12 protein-coding genes are annotated in these 16,048 nt (G+C 70.0%); all 12 read right to left on the bottom strand.

Features of this window, described 5'->3' with window-relative positions:
* Window positions 1–13: 13 nt before the first annotated feature.
* The gene (locus ACWCRD_RS09295) at window positions 14–988 is read right to left on the bottom strand and encodes an Lrp/AsnC family transcriptional regulator (RefSeq protein ID WP_316779874.1); all 975 of its coding nucleotides are present in this window, start codon (window positions 986–988) and stop codon (window positions 14–16) included.
* 201 nt (window positions 989–1,189) lie between these two features.
* The gene (locus ACWCRD_RS09290) at window positions 1,190–2,830 is read right to left on the bottom strand and encodes an MFS transporter (RefSeq protein WP_450965297.1); all 1,641 of its coding nucleotides are present in this window, start codon (window positions 2,828–2,830) and stop codon (window positions 1,190–1,192) included.
* Window positions 2,831–3,159: 329 nt separating this feature from the next.
* Complete coding sequence (locus tag ACWCRD_RS09285) at window positions 3,160–4,320, bottom strand: XdhC family protein (RefSeq protein ID WP_450965296.1); 1,161 nt, start codon at window positions 4,318–4,320, stop codon at window positions 3,160–3,162.
* A 303-nt stretch (window positions 4,321–4,623) separates the two neighbouring features.
* Window positions 4,624–6,798 carry a xanthine dehydrogenase family protein molybdopterin-binding subunit gene (locus tag ACWCRD_RS09280; protein WP_450965295.1) on the bottom strand — a complete coding sequence of 725 codons (2,175 nt, stop codon included), beginning with the start codon at window positions 6,796–6,798 and terminating at the stop codon, window positions 4,624–4,626.
* Window positions 6,795–7,796: an FAD binding domain-containing protein gene (locus ACWCRD_RS09275; RefSeq protein ID WP_450965294.1), complete on the bottom strand. Its 1,002-nt coding sequence runs from the start codon at window positions 7,794–7,796 to the stop codon at window positions 6,795–6,797. Before ACWCRD_RS09275 ends, ACWCRD_RS09280 begins: the two co-directional genes overlap by 4 nt.
* Window positions 7,797–7,799: 3 nt before the next feature.
* Window positions 7,800–8,318 (bottom strand): (2Fe-2S)-binding protein, encoded by a 519-nt coding sequence (locus ACWCRD_RS09270; protein WP_319097799.1) that lies wholly within the window; start codon window positions 8,316–8,318, stop codon window positions 7,800–7,802.
* A gap of 706 nt (window positions 8,319–9,024) precedes the next feature.
* Window positions 9,025–9,714: a TetR/AcrR family transcriptional regulator gene (locus tag ACWCRD_RS09265; RefSeq protein WP_385994007.1), complete on the bottom strand. Its 690-nt coding sequence runs from the start codon at window positions 9,712–9,714 to the stop codon at window positions 9,025–9,027.
* Window positions 9,715–9,849: 135 nt separating this feature from the next.
* On the bottom strand, window positions 9,850–10,818 hold the full coding sequence (locus tag ACWCRD_RS09260) for an NADPH:quinone oxidoreductase family protein (protein ID WP_450965293.1): 969 nt from the start codon (window positions 10,816–10,818) through the stop codon (window positions 9,850–9,852).
* Between the two features lie 126 nt (window positions 10,819–10,944).
* Window positions 10,945–11,703: an SDR family oxidoreductase gene (locus tag ACWCRD_RS09255; protein WP_385994010.1), complete on the bottom strand. Its 759-nt coding sequence runs from the start codon at window positions 11,701–11,703 to the stop codon at window positions 10,945–10,947.
* Entirely contained in the window at window positions 11,700–12,488 is a 789-nt protein-coding gene (locus ACWCRD_RS09250) for an enoyl-CoA hydratase/isomerase family protein (RefSeq protein WP_450965292.1), read from the bottom strand. The genes ACWCRD_RS09255 and ACWCRD_RS09250 overlap by 4 nt, the downstream gene beginning before the upstream one ends.
* A complete protein-coding gene (locus ACWCRD_RS09245) occupies window positions 12,485–14,128 on the bottom strand; it encodes an AMP-binding protein (RefSeq protein WP_390105900.1) in 1,644 nt (547 codons plus the stop codon). The genes ACWCRD_RS09250 and ACWCRD_RS09245 overlap by 4 nt, the downstream gene beginning before the upstream one ends.
* Window positions 14,125–15,870, bottom strand: a complete 1,746-nt coding sequence (locus tag ACWCRD_RS09240) for a CocE/NonD family hydrolase (RefSeq protein WP_450965291.1) — start codon at window positions 15,868–15,870, stop codon at window positions 14,125–14,127. Before ACWCRD_RS09240 ends, ACWCRD_RS09245 begins: the two co-directional genes overlap by 4 nt.
* Between the last annotated feature and the right edge of the window lie 178 nt (window positions 15,871–16,048).

Raw genomic sequence — 16,048 nt, 5'->3', positions numbered from 1 at the left:
AAGGGGGCGGCGGTCAGCGGCTCGGCTCGTAGGTGAGTTGCTTGACGTGCCGCAGGGTCAGGGCGGTTTCCACGGCCTGCACTCCGTCGAGGCCGCCGATCTTCTTGCTGAGGTATGTGTAGAGCTCGCCGGTGCTCGAGGTGGCGACGGTCGCGAGGAGGTTGGCCTGGCCGGTGGTGGCGCCGGCGAAGCGGACCTCGTGGTGTTCGGCCAGTTTCCGTCCGGCGGTGTCGAGTGCGGAGGGGGCGACGGTGAGCCAGAGCATCGCGCTGATGCCGTGTCCGAGGGACTCGCGGTCATGCTGCACCTTGAAGTAGAGGATGCCCGTGGAGCGCAGACGCTCCAGGCGCCGCTTGACAGCGAACTCCGACTGGCCGGTGCTGGTCTGCAATTCACTGAAGGTCGCCCGGCCGTCGCGCCGCAGCACGGCGAGCAGCGCCTCGTCTGCTCCGTCGAGAGCGATGCGGGCGGCTACCGGCTCGCTGTACGGGAGACGCAGTGCCGCCTCCTGGTCGGGTTCGAGCGCTTGAGTCTTGTCGAGCCAGCCGAGCGGGCCGCCGTAGAAGGTGTGCAGCAGGCAGTGGGCGCTGACCGAAATGACCTGAGGCGTGCGTTGCAGGCGGTCGAAGAGCAGTTCGTCGCGGTCCTGTCGGCTGCGGGCTCCCATGGCGCACAGCACTTCGGTGCCGCCGGAGATGAGATCGACGTGTGAGGTGTCGGGACGCCGGGCCAGCGCGGTGGCGAGTTGTTCGGCCACGTCGGGAGTGCAGCGCAGCCGGACGATCCAGCTCTGGCGGCCCAGCAGGCTCTCGTCGGTCATGCCGACGATCCTGAGTCCGGCGGTGGTGCGCAGTTTGCGGAAGCGGCGGGCGACGGTCTGGTCGGACACTCCGAGGATTTCGGCGATGCGGCTGAACGGCGCCCGCCCGTCCACCTGGAGCGCGTGCAGCAGCTTCAGATCGAGCGCGTCGGGTGAAGGGGACTGCATCGATGGCTCCTGCTTCGGCCGGGTGAAGTTCACGTCGTGTCGTACGACAGCGCTGTGTGGCCCGGGACGGGAAGGGTCCGATCCCGGGCCACTGCGCGGCGCCGCGCCCGTCCCCACGGTCGGCGCCGGTACCGGCGCGGTGACTGTCCGCTCCTTAGCCGTGCCGGTACGTCTGGTGTCATCTCGGTGCGGGTCCGGGGCTCACGAGGGGCGGCTGCCTGCGCCAGGCACCGTCTGAGTGCCGGCGGTGGGCAGGTCGGGTGTGCGAGGCCCTTGCACGGAGGCAGCCGGGCCTGTTGCCGGTAGGACCGACTGCTGCTGTGGCCGGCGCAGCAGGACGAAGCCCACCACGGCCGCCAGCAGGGTCAGGACGGCCGCGACGACCAGGCAGAGCTGAAGACCGTCGATGAACGCCTGCGACACGGCGCCGAGGACACGCGGGGTGTCCGCGCCCAGGCGAAGCCTGCCGACCGAACGCAGTCCGCCGGCGTCCGCTGCCTCGGTGACGCGCCGGATCGTCGCTCCGCCCAGCCCCGCGTCGGTGAGATGTCCGGGCAGAGCGTCCACAGCACGAGAGGACAGCAGCGCGCCCAGGACGGCGGGGCCCAGGGCGCCGCCGAGTTGACGGAAGGCGTTGTTGGCGGCAGCGGCCATACCGGCCTGGTGGAACGGCACCGAACTGACGGCGGTGGCGGTCATCGGGGTCAGGACGAACGACACGCCCAGGCCGAGCAGGGCCATCCGCCAGGCCAGTGAACCGAACGAGGTGTTGGCGTCGATCGTGGTCAGCGACAGCAGCGCGACCGCCACGACCAGCAGGCCGCCGGGAATCAGCACCCGCGGAGAGACCCGGTGCACCAGGCGTCCCATGGGGACACCGAGGACCAGCGGCACCATGCACACCATCAGCAGCCGCCAGGCCGATTCGAGGGTGCTGAGCTGCTGGACCATGCCGAAGTAGAGGCTGAGGGCGAAGAAGAACCCGATGAGCCCGAGGAAGCTGATCATGGCGATCAGTGAGGTGGCGGTGAAGGAGGGGCTGCGGAACAGTGTCAGGTCCAGCATCGGGCTGGAGCTGCGCCGCTCCACCCGTATGAAAGCGACCGATGCGCCAACGGCGGTGGACAGGGCAAGCATCACCTTGGTGGCGGTGAAGGAGTCGGCGCCGCCCTCGATGATCCCGTAGACCAGAGCGGTGATGGCCAGCGCGGCGGTGATCTGGCCGGGCCAGTCCAGTCGGCGCGTGCCCGGGGCACGGGAGTCGGTGAGCAGCTTCGTCGAGACGACCAGCGCGAGCAGCGAGGCGGGGACGGGCAGCAGGTAGAGCCAGCGCCACGCGAAGTGCTCGAGGATCACGCCCGCGATGACGGGGCCGAGTGCGAGGGCGGCCACCAGGGAGGTCGCCCACACGCCGATGAAGTTCCCGCGCTCTCGCGGATCGGGAACGGTGTGGCTGATCAGGGCCAGAGTCGAGGGCAGCAACGCGGCCGCGCCCAGACCGGCGAAGGCCTGTCCGGCCCAGACGACCTCGATCGACTGGGCGCACAGTGCGATCAGGGCACCCAGACCGCTGAAGGCCAGGCCCGCCTGGAAGACCTTCTTACGGCCGTGCACGTCACCGAAGACGCCCGCGGTGAGGATGAGCGCGGCCATGGGCAGCACGAACGCGACGCTCACCCAGGACAGCTGCGAGGTCGACGTGTCCAGCGCCCGCTGAATGGCGGGCAGGCTCGCCGAGACGGTAGTCACCGGCAGATAGGCGACGAACACGCCGACGCAGGCCATGACGAGTGTGGGCACCCGCCGCTCCTGCGGCGGGTTCGCCGTGGTCGTGACGTTCACGAAAGACTCTCTCCCTTAGGTACCAGGCGCTGTGGTCGGCTGGCTTCCGCCGCAACGTTCCGGCTTGCCGGGGAGCCGAGGCCAGCCACGAGCGCCGGATCCCGGAAATCCGACATCGGGGCCTTCGGTCCGGAGGAAGTCCGACCCGGCAGAGAACAACGGCCGGCAGCTGTCGGCGTGCCCGAAGATCTGGCAGAGCCGCGGATACAGCCGTTCCGGCCGCCCAGTGATGCGGGCCCGGGGACGGCGCAGGCGCCGCCCTCGGCGAGGGCGAAGGTCGTCATGATCAGTCCTTGTGTGGGAGGGGCCGTCCCGGAGGGCGTGCCAGGTCACGGCGTCACCAGCCGGTTGAGGGCACGATGTTCGGCGATTGCCTGGGGACCCGGCCGGTGTATCGGGCCCGTGCCCAGGGTCAGGGACAGGCCCGTGCCCTGGTTGGCATGGGCGATGATCTCCGCGGTGATGGAGACCGCCGTCTCCTCAGGCGTGCGTGCACCGACGTCGAGACCGATCGGGGAACGCAGCCGAGCCAGTCGGTCCTGCGCGACGCCCGCCTCGCGCAGGAGACGCAGGCGTTCGTCGTGCGTCCGGCGGGATCCCATCGCGCCCACGTAACCGACGGGCAGATCGAGTGCCAACTGCAGCAGGGGGATGTCGAACCTGGCGTCGTGGGTGAGGACGCAGACGGCGGTACGGCCGTCGACCTCGGTGCGTTCCAGATAGCGGTGCGGCCAGTCGACCACGACCTCGTCCGCGTGCGGGAGGCGGGCCGCGGTGGCGAAGACGGGCCGGGCGTCGCACACGGTGACCCGGTAGCCGAGGAAGCGGCCGGCCTGGCTGAGCGCGGTGGCGAAGTCGACCGCGCCGAAGATCAGCATGCGGGGGCGGGTCGCGGCCACATGGACGAGGACGGACAGCCGGTCGGGGCAGGTGTCCGCGTCCCCGCCGAACGAGGCGGCCGCGGTGCGTCCCGCCCGGAGCTGGGCTGTGGCCCGGTCCGCCACCGCCTGGCCTGTCGGCCCTGCGGCCAGCGTCGCGTCGGCGGTCCAGCTGTCGCCGAGAACGCTCAGGGTGGCGCCGATGAGTGCGTCGGGGCCGTCGACGACCTGTGCCACGGCGGCGGGTCGGTCCCCGGCAACCTCGGCGAGGGCCGCGCCGAGATGCGGCCGGGTCGCGGGGTCGATGCGCTGGACGAGAACGTCGAGTTCGCCGCCGCAGGTCAGGCCGACGGCGAAGGCGTCGTCGTCGGAGTAGCCGAACCATGCGCGCTGTGGGGCGCCCCGGTCCTGTAGCACCTGTCGGCACAGTTCGTAGACGGCGCCTTCGACACAGCCGCCGGAGATGCTTCCGACGGCGTTGCCGTCCTCGTCCACCGCGACCGACGTACCGACGGGCAGGGGCGCGCTGCCGGTGACGTCGACGACGGTGGCCAGGGCGAAGGGGCGTGCCTCGCGGCACCAGCGGTGCAGTGTGTCCGCGATGTTCAGCATGAGTCCTTCTCCGTGGTTTGCCGTCGGGGCGTGGGGCGGGTCGCCGCCGCGCCGTCGGGGAGTGCATACGCGGCGGCGACCCTGGTGGGTCCGGCAGCCGGGCGGGAGACCGGTTACCGGACAGGCCGGTGGCATCGAAGACCGCGTTGGCGAACGGGGCCTGCGCCGTGCAGAACGACACCCGGGCAAGCCCCGGATGTGCATTTCCGGGGAGGCTGAATTTCCAGTGATCCCGTGGGTGGTGCGATGTCGGTCGCACCACCCGAGCACTCCTGCCCGGAGTCATCCTGACGGGTTGACGGCCTACATCACGTGCTCGATCCGGATGGGCAGCCGGTTCTGGCGCTGTCCGGTGGCGTGGAAGACCGCATTCGCGACAGCGGCTGCCGCGCCGATCATCGTGACCTCTCCGAGGCCCTTCACACCGACGTCGTTGAGGAGCAGATCGGGCTCGTCGATGAAGTCGAAGTCGATCTCCTGTATGTCGGCGTTGACCACGAAGGGATACTCCTCCAGCGTGGTGTTGAGGAATCCGCCGAAGCGCGGGTCGACCTCGCTCGACTCCCGGAGCGCCTGGCTGATGCCCCAGGTCACGCCCCCGCGGACCTGACTGGCCGCGGTGACCGGGCTGGCGACCCGGCCGCAGTCGACCACACAGAGCGCCCTGGGCACACTGATGCGCCGTGTCGTGGCCTCGATGCGGACCTCGACGAAGTGAGCGACCCAGCTGAAGGCCGTGAAGTCCGGGAAGACCGGACCCGCGGCGGAGAACAGGCCGGCCCGCGAACGGTCCAGCATCTCGGGGGGCTGGCCCGGTCCCACGGAGGTCACCTCCACCTCCGTCGCCCCGCCTCCGGTGGCCCGGACCGCGTCTGCCACATCCACGGTCCCGGTGTCGCCCGCGCCGAGCTGCTTGCGCAGCTCGCGCAGTGCCTTGTGCACCGCGGGCAACGCCGTCGCGGTGCCCCACGCACCGGCGGTGAGATGCTGCGGCGCGATGCGCGTGTCACCCACCTGCACGACGACGTCCCGCACGGGAACACCGAGGTCCTCCGCGACCAGGAGAGCGATCGCCGAGCGGATGCCCTGCCCCATCTCGTGACCGTCGACGCCGACGGTCACCCGGCCATCGACCGCCGCGGACATACGGGCCACGGCCGGAGCGACCAGGACCGGGTGGGCGCCGACAGCGACGCCCAGGCCCACGAACGATCCGTCAGCGGCACGCATCGACCCCGGACGCGGATCGCGTTTGCCCCATCCGAACCGCTCCGCACCCCGCGTCAGACACCGCGCCAGGTGGCGGGAGGAGAAAGGCAGCCCGGTGACCGGGTCCGTGGCGGTGTCGTTGGCCAACCGCAGCTCGACGGGATCCCGGCCGGTGGCGTAGGCCAGTGCGTCGATGGCCGACTCGAACGCGAAGCTGGCCGGGCCCTCCATCGGAGCCCTCATGAATCCCGGCGTCTGGACATCGGTTTGGACCAGGCGCTGACGTCCCCCGAAGTTGGGTACGGCGTACAGCCTCGACGTCATCTCCGTGAACATGGCGGGGTACAGGTCGTGGCGGGACGTCTGGTGCTCCGCGTCGTGGAGGGCGGCCAGGAGCCGTCCCGACGGGTCGGCGCCGAGCCGGATGCGGTGACGGCTGACCGGCCGGAAGCTGCCGGCGTGGAACGTCTGCGGGCGCGGAACGACCAGCTTGACCGGACGCATCAGCCGGCGTGCGGCGAGCGCCAGTGGCCCGATGTGCGGTTGCAGTGCGTTGCGGGATCCGAAGCCGCCCCCGATGTAGGGCGAGATCACTTCGACATCCGCCGGATCGAGGTTCAGCTGCGTGGCGACTCCGTGGCGCAGTGCGCCGGCGTTCTGGGTGCCCTCGTGCACCACGAGCCTGTCGCCCTGCCATTCCACGACCGAGCTGATCAGTTCCATCGGGACCTGGTGCTGAGCCGGGTGCAGGTAGGTCTCGTCGATCTGCACCGGGCTCGCCGCGTACGCGCTCTCGGCGTCGCCCACCTTGACGTCGGGAAACCAGGGCAGGGCTTCTTCCTGGACGACGGAGGTGGCGCCTTCGTCATCGAGTCCGACGGCGAACGGCTCGGTCTCGTAGCGTGCCCGGACGAGTTCCGCCGCCTCGGTGGCGGCGACCAGGGTGTCGGCGACGACCAACGCGATCGGCTGTCCCCGGTAGGCGACGACATCGCTGAGCAGCGGCTGCAGGCTCTGGAAGGCGAAGCCTCCACCCATCAGGAACCCGGGACCGCGCAGTTCGTCCTCGCTGAACCGGGTCAGGACCAGACGGACACCGGGGACCGCCTCGGCCGCGGCGGTGTCGATGGCCACGGTGCGGCCCCTGCCGATCGTGGCCACGGCGAACATGGCATACGCCAGGTCGGCCGGGACGCGGTCGGCGCCGTAGCGTGCGCTGCCGGTGACCTTTTCGTGGGCATCGACGCGGCGCAGGTCCGGGGTCTTCATCGGGCGGCTCGCTTCCCGGCGGTGAGCAATGCGTCAGTGACGGTGCGGATGCCCAGCTCCACTCGGAACGCGCCGGTGCGCGGAGGGCGGGCCCCGGCGAAGGCGACTTCCCCCGCGCGGCGGGCGGTTTCCCTGGTGAGTCGCTCGCCGATCAGTGAGCGTTCCGCTGCCGTCGCCCGCCAGGGGCGCGTGGCGACCCCTCCCAGACCGATCCGGCAGTCCGTGACCATTCCCTGGGCGTCCAGCGTCACGGCGGTGGCGGCCGAGGTGAGGGCGAAGGCGTAGGACTCCCGGTCACGGATCTTGTGATAGACGGAGCCGCGACCGGCGGGTGTTGCGGGAACGCGGATCCGAAGGATCAACTCATCGGGAGCCAGGGTGTGTTCGAGCAGGGGGTTGTCTCCCGGTTCGACGTGCAGTTCGCCGAGCGGCAGCGTCCGCGCGCCTGCCGGGCCGACCACGTCGAGTTCGGCGTCGAACGCGATCAGGGCTACGGCCCAGTCGCCCGGGTAGGTGGCGATGCAGGCGTCACTGGTACCCAGCAGCGCGTGGGTACGGTCGAGTCCCTCCAGAGCCGCACAACCGCTGCCCGGATTCCTCTTGTTGCAGGGGAACTCCGCTCCGCCGCGGAAGTAGCCGCATCGCGTGCGTTGCAGCAGGTTCCCGCCGACCGTCGCCATGTTGCGCAGTTGCTGGGACGCCGCCCGCCACAAGGACTCCGACAGCGCCGGATAGTCACGGCGTACGACCGGATGGTCGGCGACCTCGGCCATTCTCGCTCCCGCACCGAACGACAGTTCGCCGTCACCGGTGCTGATCTCGGTCAGCTCGGCGAGACGGTGAATGTCGATGACGGCCGGCGGCGCCTCGATGCCGAGCTTCATCAGGTCGTACAGGGTCGTGCCACCGGCCAGGATCCTGGTGCCCGGCTCGGCGGCGGTCAGGGCATCGACGGCCCCGGCGACGCTGTCGGGCACCACATAGGCGAAGGAGCGCACCGTCTACACCTCGCTCTGCGCGGCCTGGTCGGCCACCCGGCGGATGGCGGCCGTGATGCCGACATACGCGCCGCACCGGCACAGGTTGCCGCTCATGTACTCACGGATGTCGCCGTCGGTCCCGGTGTGCCCTTCGGCCAGGCAGGCCAGGCCGGACATCACCTGCCCAGGTGTGCAGTAGCCGCACTGCAGGGCATCGCAGTCGACGAACGCCTGCTGCAACGGGTGCAGCGTGCCGTCGGGAGCCGCGACCCCCTCGATGGTCGTCACATCCTGTCCCGCGACCTGGACCGCCGGAGTCAGACAGGACACGACGCGACGGCCGTCGACGTGCACCGTGCAGGCACCGCACTGCCCCTGATCGCACCCCTTCTTGGTCCCGGTCAGCACGAGACGCTCCCGCAGCACGTCCAGCAGAGACTCACGAGGATCCAGAGCGAGGCACACCTCCTCGCCGTTGACGGTGAAGGCCGTCTCCACCAGGCCGGTCGGCGGCCTCGTGGTCGTCGATGTCTTCTCCATAGGGGGCTCGCTCCTTCGTTGCGGCGGGCGGGTGAGCGCCTGCGGCCTCGACCGTAGAAGCGACCGCGCAGGAGCGGGAGAGGAAGGTTTATCCATGGATCGGCGGTCTCTGCCTGATGGAGAGGTCCCTGAACGGTCCAGCCACCCCAGCCCAAGCCCCTCGGACGACGCGCACAGGCGCACATCCGCCAGGCCGTTCCCGGTCGGTCGTCGGTACGTCGCGTTGTCTGATCGAGTGATCACGGAGGGTTTCGCACCACGTCTGACCAGCGGGCGCCTACGGGGATTTGCGGGCTCGCGACAATCGTCGAAGGCGGAAGATCCGACCGCCCCGCACTCCGGACGAAACTCCCAGAGCGGGCCTACCTGACCTGCACCTTCAGGCCACGAAAGGATGGCCGCCAACGGCCCCTCGGCGGCAGGAGCGTTCGGCGGCGGAAGGTCGGACTGAAACCAGGCGGCCCGCGGGGTGCGTGCCGAAGGAACGCCGACGCGGGGCGTCCGCGCCCGACTCGGCGGCGGTGACGTCGGCGAGCGCGACGGCGCGCTCCCCGGCCGGGTCCGGGCCGCGCGGTGCCTCACGCCCTGCGCATGGCTGTTCGTGTCATCCGGACGGCGGCGCCGGCAGGTGCACCCGGGACACCGCGCCGGTGTCATGGTGGACGGGGTGCGTGCACGGCCGAGAGGTGCGCCCCTTCCCTGGGGCTTACCTGGGCGTCGACACCTGGTCCTTGGACGAGCGCGCAGTTGTGGAAAGGGGCTCGGATGCGCCCTGCCCCGAGCTGAGCCCGTCCAGCAGGAGATCGCCGAGCTCGGAGAAGGCGTCGCCGGCGGTCAGGCCGGTCCTCTCCAGGAGGACCCCCGACTGGACCGCGTCGATGGTGACCGCTACGACGTGGGCGGCGAAGTGGCCGTTGAGGGCACGGAAGACGCCGGTCTGCACGCCCTCTTCGATCAGTTCGTGGACCCGGTGTGCCGCGGCGGCGGAGTTCTTGCGGTAGATCTGCGCCGTCGGCTCGTAGCCGACCATGTCGTCGTAGAAGGCGTGGGAGTGCCGGCGCATGGCTGTGCCGACGCCGGTGAGGTAGACGCGGATGCGCTGCCGGGGGTCGGGCTCGGCCTGGACAGACTGTTCGATCTCGGCGGTCGCCTCCCGGAAGAAGGCGCGGGTGACCGCCAGTACCAGCTGTTCCTTCGTGGAGGCGAGGCTGTACAGCGTCGCCTTGGAGCACTCGAGCCGTTGGGCGAGCTCGTCCATGGTCACCGCGGTGAAGCCTTCGGCCAGGATGATCGCCTCGGCCTGGCGCAGCAGTTCGTCCCGCCGGCGTGTGTCGACGACGCGCCTGCGCGCTGTTCGGCGTGGGCGTCGGTCACGCGAGTCAGGTTGGGCCGTCACCGCGGCAGTCTCCCATGAGGATCTTCGCCTGAAGCGGCGAGTGGTCGTCCGGGCCGGAAGCCGACCCCTTGCAAATGGGTACCAGCGTACCTCCTAACGTACCCACGGGGGAATGTTCGCGTGAGCGACTCGTCGTCAGGCACCGACTTGCAGCAGTGTGCGGCCGAGGCCCCTTCGCTGGTCCAGGTGCTTCAGCGCAGCCGACGCCTGTTCCAGGGGAAAGACGGACGAGAGGGGCGGGTCCAGCCGGCCGGACTTCAGCAAGGGCCAGAGTTCGCGCCAACAGGCACGGGCGGCCTCCGGATCCTGGCGCCAGTACTCGTCCATCCCCACTCCGAGTACAGAGGTGTTGGTCAGCAGCAGACGATTCACTTTGACCGTGGGGATGCCCCGGCCCGCGAATCCCAGGACGAGGAGGCGCCCCCCGCCGTGCCGCAGCGCGCGAAGCGAGTCCGGGAAGCGATCCCCACCGACCGGGTCGACCACGAGGTCGACGCCCTGGCCGTCGGTGAGGGCTCTGACTGCGTCGAGGAATCCGCCGACACGTACGACCTCATGTGCTCCTACGGACCTGGCCAGTTCGGCCTTCTCCTCAGTGGATACGACCGCGATGACGCGCGCGCCGTGCGCTGCGGCCAGTTGGCAGGCCGCGCTCCCCACTCCGCCCGCGGCTCCGTGGACGAGGACGACCTCGCCGGGGAGGAGAGCACCCCGGTGGACGAGCGCGAAATGCGCGGTCAGGTAGTTAAGGGGCAGGGCCGCACCGCGGCGGGTGTCGACGTTGTCCGGGAGAGGAAAGACCATCGTTGCGTCGACAGCGACGGTCTGCGCGAAGCCACCGGTGACCGGCAGGGCTGCCACGCGGTCACCGGCGCGGAATCCGGCGCCGTCCGTGCGGACCGTTCCGGACACCTCCCAGCCGAGGACGAACGGCAGGTCGGGACGTGTCTGGTACTCCCCGCGAGTCTGCAGGATGTCCGGGAAGACCACACCCGCCCATTCGACGTCGATGAGAACCTGGCCCTCTCGGGTCTCCGGCTCCGGAAGCTCTTGTACGACCAGGGCATCAGGACCCTCGAATGCGGTGACGAGTACTCCCTGCATCAGTACCTCCCGGTCCCAAGGACCGTTTCGTGACCACTGTGTGTTTGCACATCTGCGAACCGGGTCGGCTGTGTGACCGTCCTCGACGACTCCCTCTCACGGGTCACTCGTTCGCGGGGCTCGCGGTTACCGGATGGAGGATCCGATGGAGATGCCGCCGTCGACGTCGAGGACGATGCCGGTGATGTAGCCGGCGGCCTCGCTGGCGAGGAAGGCCGCGGCTTCGGCGATGTCCTCGGGCCTGCCGGTGTGGCGCATCGGGACCTTGTTGGTGAGTTTGTCGCGTGCGGGGCCGTTCATGGAGGCGAGCATCGGAGTCTCGATGAGGCCGGGTGCGATGGCGTTGGCGGTGATGCCGTGGCGGGCGCCTTCGAGTGCGAGGGTGCGGGTCATGCCGACGATGCCGGCCTTGGCGGCTACGTAGTTGGTCTGGCCGAAGTTCCCGCGCCATGACATGGACGAGAAGCTGATGATGCGTCCGTAGCCCTGGCGTTTCATGGGGCCGAACGCGGCGCGGGCGCAGTGGAAGCCGCCGGTGAGGCTGACGTCGATGACCGCGTGCCAGTCGTCGTCGGTGATGTCCTCGACGCGGTTGTCGCGGATGATGCCGGCGTTGTTGACGAGCACGTCGAGGCGGCCGAGATCGGCGGTGATGCCGGTGATCCAGGCATTGACCTGGGCCGAGTCGGTCACGTCCATCACGTCGGTGCGGAGTTTCGGGTCGTGGGTGTCGGCGATGGTCCCGGCGGCATCGGTGAGGGCTTGTTCGTTGACGTCGGCCAGCGCGACGGTGGCGCCCTCCGCTGCGAACCGGGTCGCCATGGCGAGGCCGAGACCTTGTGCGGCCCCGGTGATGGCGACGACCCGTCCTTGGTAGCGGTTCACTTGTTGTCTGCTTTCGTGGTCCGGAGAGCGAGGAAGGCGCGCAGGGCGTCGGCCACCGAGCTCGCCGTCCAGTTGTCGGCGAAGGTGGCCAGTTCCTCGCGCAGAGCCTGCTCGGGGGTGATGCCGTCGATGCGGTGCAGGAGTGTCTTGAGGCGTTGCTGGGCGGGGCTGTGGCGGTCGGCCAACTGGTGGCAGACGCGAGTGGCTGTGTCGTCGAGGTTGGCCTCGGGCACGATCGCGTGGATCCAGCCGGTGTGCGCGAACTCGGTGGCGGGCAGCAGTTCGCCGGTGAGCAGGAGCCAGCGCGACAGGCCCCGTCCGACCGCGCCGGGAAGCCGGACGCTGGACCCGCCGGCCGGTACCAGCCGCCGCTGTAGGTGGCCGTCGCCGATGAGGGTGGTGTCGGCGGCGACGACGACATCGCAGGCCAGCGCGAGTTCGAGGCCCCCGGCGACGGCGTGACCGTGCAGGACGGCGACCCAGGGTTTCGGGCTGGCCGCGATGCGGCTGAAGCAGGCGGATACGTCGGCCAGGAAGCCGACCGGGTTGTCGCCGCGGTCGTGCAGCTGGAGGAACTGGTGGAAGTCCCCGCCGGCGCAGAAGCTCGGCCCGTTGCCCGCCACGGCGATCACTGCTGTGGCGGGGTCGTCCTCGGCGCTGGTGATCTCCTTGCCCAGGGCCTCGATGAGTGCGGCGTCGAGGGCGTTGCGCCGCTCCGGGCGGTTGAGCAGCAACCACCTGACGGCGCCGCGTTGTTCGACGAGGAGAGGTGCGGTGTCGGTCACTGTGGCTCTCGGCTTGAAAGTTCCGTGCGGCGACGGCTGCGCAGCAGGTAGCGCTGGGTCTTCCCGCTGGGTGTCTTGGGCAGGGCGTCGATGAAGTGGATCGTGCGCGGGTAGGCGTGGGCGGCGTAGCGGGTCTTGACCAGCAGCTGCAGCTCAGCGGCCAGCTCCGGTGATCCGTCACCGCCGTCGCGGAGGACGACGTATGCCTCGATGACCTCGCCGCGGACGTCGTCGGGTGCGCCGATGACGCTGCACTCGGCGACGGCGGGATGCTGCGCGAGGACGCTCTCGATCTCGAACGGCCCGATCCGGTAGCCCGCCATGATGATGACGTCGTCGTCGCGGGAGGAGAAGAAGAAGTCCCCGTCGGCGTCGATGCGTCCGGCGTCGCCCGTGAGGTACCAGCGGCCGTCGGCGGTGAACTTGGCGCCGGCCTGACCCGGGATCTGGTAGTCACGGAAGGTCATCAGCGGGCTTTCGGTGACGTCGATCGCGACCCGGCCGAGCACGCCCGGTCCGGCGGGCTCGTCCTTGTCGTCGGCCAGGACGGTCAGGCTCCAGCCGGGTACCGGCCGGCCCATCGATCCGGCCTTGAGGGGGCGGGCGAGTTCGGGGTGGTGGTGGTTGGCCAGGGGCATGCCGACCTCGGTCTGGCCGAAGTGGTCGTGCACGGCCAGGCCGAGCGCGGAGCGGGCCCACTCGTTGACCTCGGGGGTCAGTGGCTCGCCCGCGCTGGACGCCCGCTGCAGGCGCAGTCCCTGCGGTACCGGCGCCGTTGAGGAGCGCAGTCCCCGGTACACGGTCGGGGCGGCGGTGAAGTCGGTGACCTGGTGGTCGAGGAGGGTGCGCCAGGTTGTCTCGGGGGAGAAGCCGCCGGACAGCAGCAGGCTGGGGATGCCGGCGGCCATCGGAGCGACGATGGCGGAGTACAGCCCGTAGGCCCAGCCGGGGTCGGCGGCACACCAGTAGACGCTGTCCCGGGTGACGCCAAGGCCGTACTCCAGGTAGACCTGCCATCCGGCGATGTAGGAGACAGGGTGGATGACCCCCTTGGGCTTGCCGGTGGTGCCGGAGGTGAACATGTGCACCAGCGGGCCGTCCCCGCTCGTGAGGACGGCGGGCACCGGCTCGGTCGACGCGTCCGCGACGAGATCGGCCAGCGACGCGTCACCGTGCTGCGCGCCGGTTCCGGTGACGACGAGGCGGCGCTGGGGGTCGTCCGGCATGTCGGGGCCCGGGTCGAGCTTGTGGCGCTGGTCCGGGTCGACGACCACGACGCGCGCACCGGCGCCTTCCAGGCGCAGGGCGATGGCCTGGGGTGCGAAGGCGGTGAACAGCGGGACGTAGACCGCGCCGAGCCGCCAGATCGCGAGGATGACGGTGACCAGGTCGGTGCTCTTGCCCATCAGGGTCGCCACCCGGTCGCCCGGACCGACCCCGAGCCCCTGCAACGCCCGCGCACAGCGGTGCGACTCCGCGGCGAGCTCGCCGAAGGTCAGGGCGGAAGTCTTCCCGGCGCTGTCGACCACGGTGAACGCCGTGCGGTCGGCGGGATGCCGGTCGCACAGCAGTCGGGCAACATTCAGAGACGGAGCCGTGAAGGTCTCGGTCAGTTCGGCGACCCGGTCGGCGGCGCTCATCGCTGGTCCTTGCGGTCGATGATCGGCAGGACCAGACGGCTGGGGTGGTTCGGCCCGTGATGGATGTGGTTGACGGCGGGGATCATCTGCTCCTCGCTCTCACGGGCGATGACACCGCCGGTGTTGGTGTTGCGGTCGTAGCGGGGGAAGTTGCTGCTGGAGACGTCCACGCGGATGCGGTGACCGGGAAGGAACACGTTCGAGGTGGCTGTCATGTCGATGGTGATCTCGTAGACCGTGCCGGGCTCCATCAGCTCTTCCGTGGCGAGGCCGCCCCGGTAGCGGGTGCGCAGGATCCCGTCGCACAGGTTGATCGCCTTGCCGTCGGGGAAGACATCGACGAGCTTGGCGGTGAAGTCGGTGTCCACCGCCGAGGAGGAGACGAACAGGGTCAGGCTGACCGGACCGGTGACCTCGACGGCCTCTTCAAGCACGGGCGTGGCGAAGCACAGGACGTCCTCGCGGCCGGCGACCGTCCGTTGGTCGACCGGACCGCAGAATCCGAATGTCGTCGGCATGGATGCCCCGCCGGCGGTGGGAACCGGGCGGCGCGGGTCGTAGAGGTAGGTGTCGTGCCCGGTGCCGGCCGGTGGATCGGTCGTCAACGCGCCGTCACCGTCAGCGGTGTTGGCGCGACCGCCGCTGGTGAGGTGGAAGTCGGTCCACCGCGTGTCGGGCAGCGGCCACTCCTGCTCATCGCGCCACTGGTCGATGCCCATCACGAAGATCTTCACCGGCGCCACGCCGTCCAGAGCGGTGGTGTTACCGCGCAGCCAGCGGTCGAAGAACTTCACGTGCAGGCCGGTCAGGCCCAGCATCTGCGCACTGGCCAGCGGACCGAAGGAACGGTCGGGATAGACGCCGGTCGTGGCCATGTGATCCCACGGACCGATGATCAGCCGTTGCCCCTCGCGCGCCTGCGCAGTGCCCGTCTGTCGGCGGGCGGTGGTGTAGGTGCGGATGGTCTGGCCGATGTAGAGGTCGTACCAGCCGCCGATGTTGAGCGCCGGGACCGTGACGTTCTTGAGCTCGGGGGTGAGCTCCATGGCGTCCCAGTACCCGTCGTGGGAGGGGTGGGCCATCCAGTCGTCCCACCACTTCCCGTACGCCGCCAGGACCGGAACCTCCGCCGTCGGCAGCACCTCGTTGAGGGACTCGGCGGACAGCAGCGCCTGGCCGAGCTGCTGCACCTGGTCCACGGAGCCCTCACCGGCCGCCAAAGACCGCTGCGCATCGGCCGCGTACATCATGGCGTTCCACAGCGTGACCAGACTCAGTGAGAGCGCACCGCCCGCGCCATACCAGGGCGACTCGTAGTTGTCGATCGAGGTGAAGGCCGGTGCGATCGCCTTGAGCGCAGGAGCGCCGGTCACGGCGGTCTCCCACTGCACCATCCCGAGGTAGGACGGCCCGTACATGCCCACCGTGCCGTCCGACCATGGCTGTTCCGCGATCCAGGCGACGGTGTCCTCGCCGTCGGCCCGATCGGCCATATGCGGAACGAACTCGCCTTCCGAGCGGTGGGTGCCCCGGCAGTCCTGCACCACCACCGCGTAACCGGCCTCCACCAGAGTCAGGAGGTCGGGGATGGCTGACTGGCCGAAGCCCATCACGTCCTTGCCGTACGGCAGGCGCACGAGCAGCGTCGGGGCCGCCCCTTCGGCCGGATGCCACACGTTGGCGGCGAGGGCTACGCCATCACGCATCGGGACCTGGACGTCTATGTCGTATATGTGCTGCATCGGTGCTCCTCATTGAGCTGACGGCGTCGCCCCCGGATGCGGGTACGTTAAGAGGTACGTTCGTACCCTGTCAATTACCGGATGGAAGGTAGACCGCACGTGATTCACTTGCGCGGAACCCGGTGAGGACCCCAAGGTCCGCGAGGGTGCATCGATGCGTGGCGCCTTGCGCGAGTTC

This window comes from Streptomyces sp. NPDC002092 (genome assembly GCF_053593775.1).
Note: the sequence above shows the minus strand (reverse complement) of the source record. Positions and strands in the feature narration are given on the sequence as shown.

Bases quoted from the DNA above. Each gene is read 5' to 3' on its own strand.
- ACWCRD_RS09295 (WP_316779874.1), bottom strand. From the start codon at position 988: ATGCAGTCCCCTTCACCCGACGCGCTCGATCTGAAGCTGCTGCACGCG.
- ACWCRD_RS09285 (WP_450965296.1), bottom strand. From the start codon at position 4,320: ATGCTGAACATCGCGGACACACTGCACCGCTGGTGCCGCGAGGCACGC.
- ACWCRD_RS09280 (WP_450965295.1), bottom strand. From the start codon at position 6,798: ATGAAGACCCCGGACCTGCGCCGCGTCGATGCCCACGAAAAGGTCACC.
- ACWCRD_RS09270 (WP_319097799.1), bottom strand. From the start codon at position 8,318: ATGGAGAAGACATCGACGACCACGAGGCCGCCGACCGGCCTGGTGGAG.
- ACWCRD_RS09260 (WP_450965293.1), bottom strand. From the start codon at position 10,818: ATGCAGGGAGTACTCGTCACCGCATTCGAGGGTCCTGATGCCCTGGTC.
- ACWCRD_RS09245 (WP_390105900.1), bottom strand. From the start codon at position 14,128: ATGAGCGCCGCCGACCGGGTCGCCGAACTGACCGAGACCTTCACGGCT.
- ACWCRD_RS09240 (WP_450965291.1), bottom strand. From the start codon at position 15,870: ATGCAGCACATATACGACATAGACGTCCAGGTCCCGATGCGTGATGGC.